Consider the following 10,433-nt stretch of genomic DNA (forward strand, 5'->3'; position numbering starts at 1 on the left):
CCCCGGCCGCCCCGGCACCGGCCGCTCAGGCTCCGGCTCCCGCCGCTCCGGCCCCGGCACCGGCCGCCCCGGCACCGGCACCGGCCGCTCAGGCTCCGGCCGCCCCGGCCGCGACCTCCGGTGACGACGGCGCGTACGTCACGCCGCTGGTCCGCAAGCTCGCCGCCGAGAACGGCGTCGACCTGGGCTCGGTCAAGGGCACCGGCGTCGGTGGCCGCATCCGCAAGCAGGACGTAGTGGCCGCCGCGGAGGCCGCCAAGGCCACCGCTGCCGCCCCGGCGCCCGCCGCCGCTCCGGCCGCCGCCAAGGCGCCGAAGCTGGAGGCCAGCCCGCTGCGCGGCCAGACGGTCAAGATGACCCGCATGCGCAAGGTCATCGGCGACAACATGATGAAGGCGCTGCACTCGCAGGCCCAGCTGACCTCGGTCGTCGAGGTCGACGTCACCAAGCTGATGAAGCTGCGCAACAAGGCGAAGGACGGCTTCGCGGCCCGCGAGGGCGTCAAGCTCTCCCCGATGCCGTTCTACGTCAAGGCCGCCGCCCAGGCGCTGAAGGCCCACCCGGTCATCAACGCCCGGATCAACGAGGACGAAGGCACCATCACGTACTTCGACTCGGAGAACATCGGCATCGCCGTGGACGCCGAGAAGGGCCTGATGACCCCGGTCATCAAGGGCGCGGGCGACCTCAACATCGCCGGCATCTCGAAGAAGACCGCCGAGCTGGCCGGCAAGGCCCGCGGTGGCGGTCTGACGCCGGACGACATGTCCGGTGCCACCTTCACCATCAGCAACACCGGCTCGCGCGGTGCGCTGTTCGACACCGTCATCGTGCCGCCGAACCAGGCAGCCATCCTGGGCATCGGCGCCACCGTGAAGCGCCCGGCGGTCATCGAGACCGAGGAGGGCACCGTCATCGGTGTCCGCGACATGACGTACCTCTCGCTCTCCTACGACCACCGTCTGGTGGACGGCGCGGACGCCGCCCGCTACCTGACCGCGGTCAAGGCGATCCTGGAGGCCGGCGAGTTCGAGGTCGAGCTCGGCCTGTAACCAGCCTCACGATCGGCGCCCCCGTCCGGAACACTCCCGGGCGGGGGCGCCGCCGTATTGTCTAGACACCACCGGTCGCCCCGGCCACCGTGCCGGCGCAGGCGTACCGGTCTGTCCGAAGGAGCCCGTCATGACCCCGCCCGTCGTCCACTCGCTGCGCGAACAGATCCGCGAGCACATCGTGGAGGGGATCGTCAGCGGGCGCTGGAAGCCGGGCGAGCGGATCGTGGAGCGGCGCATCGCCACCGAGCTGGAGGTCAGCCAGACGCCCGTGCGCGAGGCGCTGCGGGAGCTGGAGACGCTGCGGCTGATCGAGTCGGCGCCCAACAAGGGCGTCCGGGTCCGCAACCTCACCGCCGCCGACCTGGAGGAGAGCTACCCCGTACGGGCCGGCCTGGAGCAGATCGCCGCCGAGCTGGCGGCCCCCGGGCTCGGCGAGGACTGCTCGCTGCTGGCCCCGCACGTGGCGGCGCTGTACGAGGCGGACCGGCTGGCGGACGGCGAGGCGCAGGTGCGCCACACGGTGGCCTTCCACCGCGAGATGGTGCGGGCGGCGGGCAACGCGGTGCTGCTGCACACCTGGGAGGGCCTGGGCATCGAGGTGTTCACGGCGCTCTCGATCCGCTGGCTGGGGACGGTGCAGAAGTCGTACGCCGAGGAGCACGAGGCGCTCATCGACGCCTTCCTGCGCAAGGATCCGGACATAGGGACCCTGGTCAAGGCGCACGTACTGGGCTGCGCGCCGCGCGCCTGATTCCCGCGCCGTTGGCGCATCTGTCGTGAGGGGCGCTCGCCCGTGCAGCCGAGCGCCCCTTTTGCCTGCTAAATCCCGTCACTCGGTGCCCCGTTTCGTGGCACCGCATGCCAATTTCTTCATATCGAGAAGTTTTCCCGTTCATCCTTTGATCGATCATCGATCGGCGACTTACAGTTCACTTCGCGGGCCCACCGGCCCCATCGCCCTGTCCTGCCAGTCAGGGACTTCTCCACCCCCCTCCTCACCGGAAGGCGGCGATCATGACCGACCCCGTAGGAAAGCTTCCGAGCGAGCTCGACCAGCTCCCGGACCGCGACCCGGAGGAGACCGCTGAATGGGCGGCCTCCCTGGACGCCGTCACCAAGGCCGCGGGCCCGCACCGCGCCGCGTACCTGATGCGCCGCTCCCTCCAGCACGCCGAGGGCGCCGGTCTCGCGCTGCCCAAGCTGCTGGAGACCGACTACGTCAACTCCATCCCGACCGCCGCGGAGCCCGCCTTCGACGGTGACCTGGAGATGGAGTCGAAGATCACCGCGTGGAACCGCTGGAACGCGGCCGCGATGGTCACCCGCGGCTCGCGCTTCGGCGTCGGCGGCCACATCGCCACCTTCGCCTCGGCGGCCTGGCTGTACGAGACCGGCTTCAACCACTTCTTCCGCGGCAAGGAGGGCGAGGGCTCCGGCGACCAGCTGTACATCCAGGGCCACGCCTCCCCCGGCATCTACGCCCGCGCCTTCCTCGACGGCCGGCTCAACGAGCAGCAGCTCGACAACTTCCGCCAGGAGGCGGGCGGCAACGGCCTGCCGTCCTACCCGCACCCGCGGCGGCTGCCCTGGCTGTGGGAGTTCCCCACCGTCTCGATGGGCCTCGGCCCGCTCTCGGCGATCTACCAGGCGCGCTTCAACCGCTACCTGGCCAACCGCAACATCAAGGACACGTCGAACTCGCACGTCTGGGCCTTCCTGGGCGACGGCGAGATGGACGAGCCCGAGTCGACCGCCGCCCTCGCCCTCGCGGCCCGCGAGCGGCTCGACAACCTGACCTTCGTCATCAACTGCAACCTGCAGCGCCTCGACGGCCCGGTCCGCGCCAACTTCCGCGTGGTCCAGGAGCTGGAGGGTGCCTTCCGCGGCGCCGGCTGGAACGTCGTCAAGACGCTCTGGGGCACCGCCTGGGACGAGCTGTTCCAGCTCGACACCACGGGCGCGCTGGTGCGCCGGCTCCGCGAGGTCCCGGACGCGCAGTTCCAGACGTACGCCACCCGCGACGTCGCCTACATCCGCGAGCACTTCTTCGGCGCCGAGCCCGCCCTCGCCGAGCTGGCGAAACTGCTCACCGACGCGAAGATCGCCGAGTGCTTCCACACCTCGCGCGGCGGCCACGAGGCCCGCAAGGTCTACGCGGCGTACCGGGCGGCCCTGGAGCACAAGGGCGCGCCGACGGTGATCCTGGCCCAGACCGTGAAGGGCTACACGCTCGGCCCGGGCTTCGAGTCGCGCAACGCCAACCACCAGATGAAGAAGCTGGACGGCAAGCAGTTCCGCGCCATGCGCGACCTGCTGGAGCTGCCGATCCCGGACGCGAAGCTGGACGAGGGCCTGGTGCCCTACGCGCACCCGGGCGCCGACTCCCCCGAGGTCCGCTACCTCCAGGAGCGCCGCGCCGCCCTCGGCGGCCCCGCCCCGGCCCGCCGGGTGCACGCGGTGGCGCTGCCGTCGCCCGAGGAGCGCGCGTTCGCCGCGCTGAAGAAGGGCTCCGGCAAGCAGGAGCTGGCCACCACGATGGCCTTCGTCCGCCTGGTCAAGGACCTCATGCGGGACAAGCAGACCGGCAAGCGCTGGGTGCCGATCGTCCCCGACGAGGCCCGGACCTTCGGCATGGAGGCGCTGTTCCCGTCGGCCGGCATCTACTCGCCGCTGGGCCAGACGTACGACCCGGTCGACCGCGACCAGCTGATGTACTACAAGGAAGCCAAGGACGGCCAGGTCCTCAACGAGGGCATCACCGAGGCCGGCGCCATGGCCGACTTCATCGCCGCCGCCACGTCGTACGCGACGCACGGCGAGCCGATGATCCCGTTCTACATCTTCTACTCGATGTTCGGCTGGCAGCGCACGGGCGACCAGTTCTGGCAGCTCGGCGACCAGCTCGGCCGCGGCTTCGTGGTCGGCGCCACCGCCGGCCGTACGACGCTGACGGGTGAGGGCCTCCAGCACGCGGACGGCCACTCGCACCTGATCGCGTCCACGAACCCGGCGTCGCTCAACTACGACCCGGCGTTCGCGTACGAGATCGCGGTGATCGTCCAGGACGGTCTGCGCCGGATGTACGGCCCCGACGCCGAGGACGTCTTCTACTACCTGACGGTCTACAACGAGCCGAAGCCGCAGCCCGCGATGCCGGAGGGCGTCGAGGAGGGCATCCTCAAGGGCCTCTACCGCTTCAAGGAGGGCACGCCCGCCAAGGCGGACGCGCCGCGCGCCCAGCTGCTGGCCTCCGGTACGGCGATCCACTGGGCCCTGGAGGCCCAGGAGCTGCTGGCCGCCGACTGGGGTGTCACGGCCGACGTCTGGTCCGCCACCTCGTGGGGCGAGCTGCGCCGGGAGGCGCTGGAGTGCGACGAGGCGCTGCTCCGCGGTGAGCAGCGGGTGCCGTACGTGACGCAGGCGCTGGAGGGCGCACCGGGTCCGGTCCTCGCGGTCAGCGACTGGATGCGCGCGGTGCCGGACCAGATCAGCCAGTGGGTCGAGCAGGACTGGTCCTCGCTCGGCACGGACGGCTTCGGGATCTCCGACACCCGTGACGCGGCCCGCCGCCACTTCGGCGTCGACGCCCAGTCCGTCGTGGTCGCGGTCCTGGCCCAGCTGGCCCGCCGCGGCGAGGTCCCCGCGACGGCGGTCAAGGAGGCCCGGGACCGGTACGGTCTCTGACCTCACACGCTGTCGAGCCCGTCCCGCGCCCCCGTGCGCGGGACGGGCTCGTCCTGCTTTCCGTACGGCCACAATGGCCGCATGCGTGCTGCCCGGCTGATCAGAATGGTGCTGCTCCTGCAGTCCCGCCCCGGTATGACCGCCGCCGAGCTCGCCTCGGAGCTGGAGGTGTCGGAGCGGACCGTCGCCCGCGACGCCCAGGCCCTGTCCGAGGCCGGTGTCCCGGTGTACGCGGAACGGGGCCGGGCGGGCGGCTACCGGCTCGTCGGCGGGTACCGCACCGGGCTGACCGGGCTCGCCCGGGAGGAGGCCGAGGCGCTCTTCCTGTCCGGCCTGCCCTCCGCCCTGCGCGAGATGGGCCTCGCGGACGCCGCGTCCGCCGCCCGTCTGAAGGTGTCGGCGGCCCTGACGCCCGCCCTGCGGGACGCCCCCGCCGGGGCGGGCCGGCGCTTCCACCTGGACGCGCCCGCCTGGTACCAGGAGCCGGTCACCCCGGAGGTGCTGCCCGCCGTGGCCGAGGCCGTGTGGGGCGACCGCACGGTCCTCGCCCGCTACCGGCGGGCCGGCCGGGACACCGACGTGGAACGGGAGCTGGCCCCGTACGGCCTCGTCCTGAAGGCCGGGGTCTGGTACCTCTGCGCCCGCGCGGGCGACGACTTCCGGGTGTACCGGATCGACCGGTTCACCGCCGTGACCGTCTGCGACGCCCTCTTCGTCCGGGACGAGGGCTTCGACCTGTCCGCTTTCTGGGAGGAGCGGTCGGCCGCGTTCGCCCGCTCGCTCCTGCGCACGCAGGTGCGGGTGCGGCTCTCGGAGACGGCCGTGCGCATGCTGCCGCACACCGTGGACCGGGCCGCCGCCCGGGAGGCGCTGGACGCGGCCGGACCGCCGGACGCCGAGGGGTGGGTCACGGTCACCCTGCCGGTCGAGTCCCTGGACGTCGCCCACGGCCAGCTGCTGGGCCTCGGGCCGGAGTTGGAGGTGCTGGAGCCGGCCGCCCTGCGGACCAGGTTCGCGGACGCCGCCGCCCGGCTGCACGCGCTCTACCGGGACACTTCCTGAGCCCTCGATGCGGTGTCTGGGCGTGCATCGTCCGCGCCCAGGGCGGATGCTGGACCCGTGATGGACGAGACGGAGTTCTGGGAGCTGATCGACAGCACGCGCGAGGCCGCCGACGGCGACCCCGAGGACCATGCCGACCTGCTGGTCGAACGGCTGGTGCGGCTCGATCCCGAATCCGTGCTGGACTTCGCCCGCCACTTCGAGGCCCGCTACAACCGCGCCTACCGCTGGGACCTGTGGGCGGCCGCAGCCGTGCTGCTCGGCGGCGCGGACGACGACGCCTTCGACTACTTCCGCTGCTGGCTGATCGGCCGGGGCCGGGAGGTCTTCGAGGGCGCGGTGCACGACCCGGACGCCCTGGCCGAGCTGCTGGAGGACTTCGACGAGGAGCTGGACGGGGACGCGGAGGAGCTGGGGTACGCGGCCGACGAGGCGTACGAGCAGCTCACCGGCGCGGTCGCACCGGACCTCGGGCTGCCGCCGCAGGCCGACGAGCCGGAGGGCACACCGCTGGACCCCGACGACGACGCGGCCCTGGCGGCCCGGCTGCCCACGCTCTGGGAGCGGTTCGGCCCGGAGTGAGGCCCGTGCCCCTCACGGGGTGAGCGAGCGGCCCATCATCACGTCGTCCACGTACCGCCCGTTCAGGAAGAACTCGCCCGGCAGCACGCCCTCGACGGTGAAGCCCTCCGCCTCGTACAGGGCGCGGGCGGGCGCGTTGTGGCCGAGGACCCGCAGGGTCAGCCGGCTCGCCCCCTCACCGCGTGCCGCGACACAGGCCGCGCGGATCAGGGCGCGTCCGACGCCCCGGCCGCGCGCCCAGGCGGCCACGGCGAGGCCCTGTATCTGACGCACATGCGCGTTGCAGGCGAGCGGGGTGGGCGGCACCACCCGTATGTATCCGGCCAGGACCCGTTCCCCCGTCTCGTTCACCGCCTCGGCCACCAGCATGTCCTGGGGCAGGTGCCGCTCGTCGAAGAACGGCGTGTACGGCGGCTGCGGGCGCGGCTGCACGGCGTGCAGCGTCGACCAGGTGGCCCGGTCCAGCTCTCCGAGGGCGGGGCCGTCGTCCAGGACGGCGCGGCGGACGACGGGGGCGGAAGCGGCGGAGGCGGCAGACTCGGTCATGGCCGCCACTGTGCCACGGCCGCGTCGGACGGGGTCCATGGGGCAGGATGAGTGCCATGCCGCACTCCCGTATCGCCGTCACCGGATCGACCGGACTCATCGGAGCGGCGCTGGTGCGCTCGCTGCGGGCCGACGGGCACGAGGTGGTCCGCCTGGTGCGCCGCCACGCGCGGGCCGGTGACGAGGTGGAGTGGGACCCCAAGCACGGTTACGTGGACGTGGCCGGTCTGGTGGGCTGCGACGCGGTCGTGCACCTGGCCGGGGCCGGGGTGGGCGACCATCGCTGGACCGAGGCGTACAAGAAGGAGATCCGGGACAGCCGGGTGCTCGGGACGGCCGCGATCGCGGACGCCGTCGCCTCGCTGGACACCCCGCCCGCCGTGCTGCTGTCCGGGTCGGCGATCGGCTTCTACGGCGACACCGGGAACCACGCGGTCGACGAGGGCGCGCCGCCCGGCGACGGGTTCCTGCCGTCGGTGTGCGTGGAGTGGGAGGAGGCCACGGCCGCCGCCGAGGAGGCGGGGGTGCGTACGGTGCACGCCCGCACCGGTCTGGTGGTCGCCCGGGAGGGCGGCGCCTGGGGCCGGCTCTTCCCGCTCTTCCGGGCCGGGCTCGGCGGCCGCCTCGGCAACGGGCGGCAGTACTGGAGCTTCATCGCGCTGCACGACCACATCGCGGCGCTGCGGCACATCCTGGACACGCCGGAGCTGTCCGGCCCGGTGAACCTGACCGGCCCGGCGCCCGTCACCAACGCGGAGGTGACGGCGGCGATGGGGCGGGTGCTGCGGCGGCCCACCCTGTTCACCGCGCCCGCACCGGCGCTGCGGATCGCGCTGGGCGAGTTCGCCGGGGACGTGCTGGGCAGTCAGCGGGTGCTGCCGGGGCGGCTGCTGGACTCGGGCTTCTCGTTCGCCTTCCCCGGCGTCGACGCCGCCATCCGCGCGGCCCTGCGCTGATCGCCTCGCCCCCGACACCGCATTCAGACGGGTGTGCGACCCCGTGCACCGGTGCCCCGGTACGCGCGCGACTGCGCACGATCGGGCCACTCTCCTAGCCTCCTGATGAACTCGCGCATTCCGGTGGGCGGTTGAGGGCAAGAGCCCCCCACCAATTGCGCCGAACCGGGGAGGGCACGTGCTCAGCACGGCACACCACGCGGACGTGGTCATCATCGGGGCCGGGATCGCCGGCCTGTCAGCGGCCCACCGACTGACCAGCGCGGGAGTCAGTGTCAGCGTCCTGGAGGCCGGCCCCGGCGTCGGCGGCCGGATGACGACCGACGAGGTGGACGGGTTCCGGCTCGACCGCGTCGGCCCGCTGCTCAACACCGCCCAGCCGGAGCTGCGCACGACGCCCGGGCTCGACGGACTCGTCCTGCGCACCTTCGACCCCGGCGTCCTCGTCCACAGCGAGGGCCGCCGCCACCGGACCGGGGAGACGCGCGGCGCACAGGGCTCACGCAGCGCACGGGGCGCGCTCAAGGCAGCGCGCGCCCTCGCGAGCGCCCCCCGGCCGCCACGGGCCGGGGCCCTCACCGGGGCCATGGGCGGCGCGATCGACCAGGCACGCCTCGGGGTCGCCCTGGCCCGCCTCGCCGCCACCCCGCCGGCCCGCATCCTCGCCCGGCCCGAACGCGCCGCGCTCGACGCCCTGTCCGGCCGCCTGTCCGCCCGTACCCTCAACGGCTTCGTACGCCCCCTGCTCACCGCCCTGCTCAGCGACCCGGACCTCGCCACCTCCAGCAGGTGCGCCGACCTCGCCCTGCGCACCTACGCGAGCGGGCGGCTGTGCGTACCGGAGGGCGGGGCGGGCACCCTGCCGGCGCTCCTCGCCGCTTCCCTGCCGCCCGGCACCGTACGCACCGGCGTGCACGTCACCTCCGCCGACATCACCTCGGTCCGCACCAAGGAACACGGCGAGCTGGGCTGCCGCTCCCTGCTGGTCGCCACGGGCGCCGGTGCGGCGGCGGAACTGCTGCCGGGCCTGCGCCTGCCGGCCTTCCACCCCGTGACGGTGCTCCACCACACCGCCCCCGTTCCCCCGCCGACCGGCGCTTCCCTGCTGCTCGACGCCGACCGTTCGGGTCCGGTGGCGCACACCGCCGTGATGAGCGAGGTCGACCCGGCCCGCGCCCCGTACGGCCGGACCCTGATCAGCTCCACGGTGCTCGGCACCCCGCCCCCCGACCTCGACCGCACGGTCCGCGCCCACCTCGCCACGCTCTACGGCGTGCCCACCGGCGACTGGGAGCTGCTGGCCGCCCACCACGACCCGGAGGCGGTGCCCGCGATGACGCCCCCGCACGACCCGGCCCGCCCGGTCCGGGTGCTCGCGGGCCTGTACGTGTGCGGCGACCACCGCGACACCGGCACGGTCCAGGGCGCCCTGTCCTCGGGCCGCCGGGCCGCCGCCTCGATCCTCACCGACCTCGGCGTACGCCCGGTCCTCGGGGACGCGACGGCGCTCCCCGAGGCGGCCTGACGGCCAGGGGGCATCAGCCCAGCGCGGCGACCCGCTCCCGGTAGCCCCGGACGGCGGCGGCGTCCCGGAAGGGTTCCAGCCGCCGCTCGAAGTCGCGCACGTACTCCGTGGCCCGCACCGACCGCATCTCGGCGGCCTGCTGCGCGGCCTCCGCACCCAGCCGGCACGCCTGCTCCAGCTCGCCGAGGCCGAGCCGGGCGCAGGCCAGCACCACCCGGCAGAACAGCCTGCTGCGGGCGTACACGGGGGCGCGCAGCTGGAGCGAGCGCTCCGCGTACTGGGCCGCGGGCCGGTACTGCTGGAGGTCGCGGTGGCAGTGCCCGAACTCGTCGGCGAGCTGCGCCTCGTCGAACTGGCGCGCCCAGTGCGGCACCTCGTCGCCGGGCCGGGCGGCCTCCAGCGCCCGTTCGGCCCGGGTGAGCGAGGCGGTGCACGCCTTGGCGTCCGCGAGCACCGCGTGGCCGCGCGCCTCGACCGCGTGCAGCAGGGCGAGGACCGCGTGCGGCGCGGCGGACCCGATGCCCTGCTGGGCGACCCGGGCCAGCTGTACCGCCTCACGGCCGTGGGCGAGATAGACCGCCTGGCGGCTCATGGTGATGAGGACGTAACTGCCGTAGGCACGGTCCCCGGCCGCCTGGGAGAGCCGCAGCGCCTGCACGAAGTAGCGCTGGGCCAGTCCGTGGGCCGCGATGTCGTACGAGGTCCAGCCGGCCAGCCTGGTCAGGTCTGCGGCGGCCGCGAACAGGCGCCGGCCGGTGGCCTCCGTGTACGTGCCGCGCAGCATCGGCTCGGTCTCGTGCTCCAGGTACCGCACGAGGGCCTGCCGGGCGTGGCCGCCGCCGTAGGCGTGGTCGAGCGTACGGAAGAGCTCGGCGACCGAGCGCAGGGCGGCGACATCCCCGTCACCGACCCGCAGCCCCGAGCCCCGCTCGGTCTGCCGCTGCCGGGGGACGCCGGGGGCCCCCGGCACGACGGCGGCCGGGGCGCCGGGCGGGGCGGGCGTGCCGCCGGGCCTGGACGGCG

At 73.9% G+C, this 10,433-nt stretch carries 8 protein-coding genes and 1 pseudogene; 7 read left to right on the plus strand and 2 right to left on the minus strand.

The features are described 5' to 3' along the window. The 5 genes from sucB to E6R18_RS33440 all read left to right on the plus strand — a co-directional run. Positions 1–1,052 (plus strand): 2-oxoglutarate dehydrogenase, E2 component, dihydrolipoamide succinyltransferase (gene sucB, locus E6R18_RS33420; protein ID WP_136320624.1); only part of this gene is annotated, 1,052 nt, incomplete at its 5' end. 130 nt (positions 1,053–1,182) lie between these two features. Next, on the plus strand, positions 1,183–1,806 hold the full coding sequence (locus tag E6R18_RS33425; protein WP_136320625.1) for a GntR family transcriptional regulator: 624 nt from the start codon (positions 1,183–1,185) through the stop codon (positions 1,804–1,806). A gap of 263 nt (positions 1,807–2,069) precedes the next feature. After that, positions 2,070–4,739: a pyruvate dehydrogenase (acetyl-transferring), homodimeric type gene (gene aceE, locus E6R18_RS33430; RefSeq protein ID WP_136320626.1), complete on the plus strand. Its 2,670-nt coding sequence runs from the start codon at positions 2,070–2,072 to the stop codon at positions 4,737–4,739. A gap of 81 nt (positions 4,740–4,820) precedes the next feature. Next, on the plus strand, positions 4,821–5,801 hold the full coding sequence (locus E6R18_RS33435) for a YafY family protein (RefSeq protein ID WP_168712511.1): 981 nt from the start codon (positions 4,821–4,823) through the stop codon (positions 5,799–5,801). 60 nt (positions 5,802–5,861) lie between these two features. Beyond that, positions 5,862–6,383, plus strand: a complete 522-nt coding sequence (locus E6R18_RS33440; protein WP_136320631.1) for a DUF4240 domain-containing protein — start codon at positions 5,862–5,864, stop codon at positions 6,381–6,383. A gap of 12 nt (positions 6,384–6,395) precedes the next feature. On the opposite strand, the gene E6R18_RS33445 is transcribed toward E6R18_RS33440, so the two are convergent. After that, positions 6,396–6,929 carry a GNAT family N-acetyltransferase gene (locus E6R18_RS33445; protein ID WP_136320627.1) on the minus strand — a complete coding sequence of 178 codons (534 nt, stop codon included), beginning with the start codon at positions 6,927–6,929 and terminating at the stop codon, positions 6,396–6,398. Positions 6,930–6,985: 56 nt separating this feature from the next. Between E6R18_RS33445 and E6R18_RS33450 the strand changes: the two genes are divergently transcribed. Beyond that, entirely contained in the window at positions 6,986–7,885 is a 900-nt protein-coding gene (locus tag E6R18_RS33450; protein ID WP_136320628.1) for a TIGR01777 family oxidoreductase, read from the plus strand. Positions 7,886–8,063: 178 nt separating this feature from the next. Beyond that, positions 8,064–9,410 (plus strand): NAD(P)/FAD-dependent oxidoreductase, encoded by a 1,347-nt coding sequence (locus E6R18_RS33455; RefSeq protein ID WP_136320629.1) that lies wholly within the window; start codon positions 8,064–8,066, stop codon positions 9,408–9,410. 13 nt (positions 9,411–9,423) lie between these two features. Here the strand turns inward: E6R18_RS33455 and E6R18_RS33460 are convergent. After that, positions 9,424–10,433, minus strand: a pseudogene (locus tag E6R18_RS33460) (regulator); the annotation flags it as partial.

This window comes from Streptomyces sp. A1277, assembly GCF_004795015.1.
Classification (GTDB): domain Bacteria; phylum Actinomycetota; class Actinomycetes; order Streptomycetales; family Streptomycetaceae; genus Streptomyces.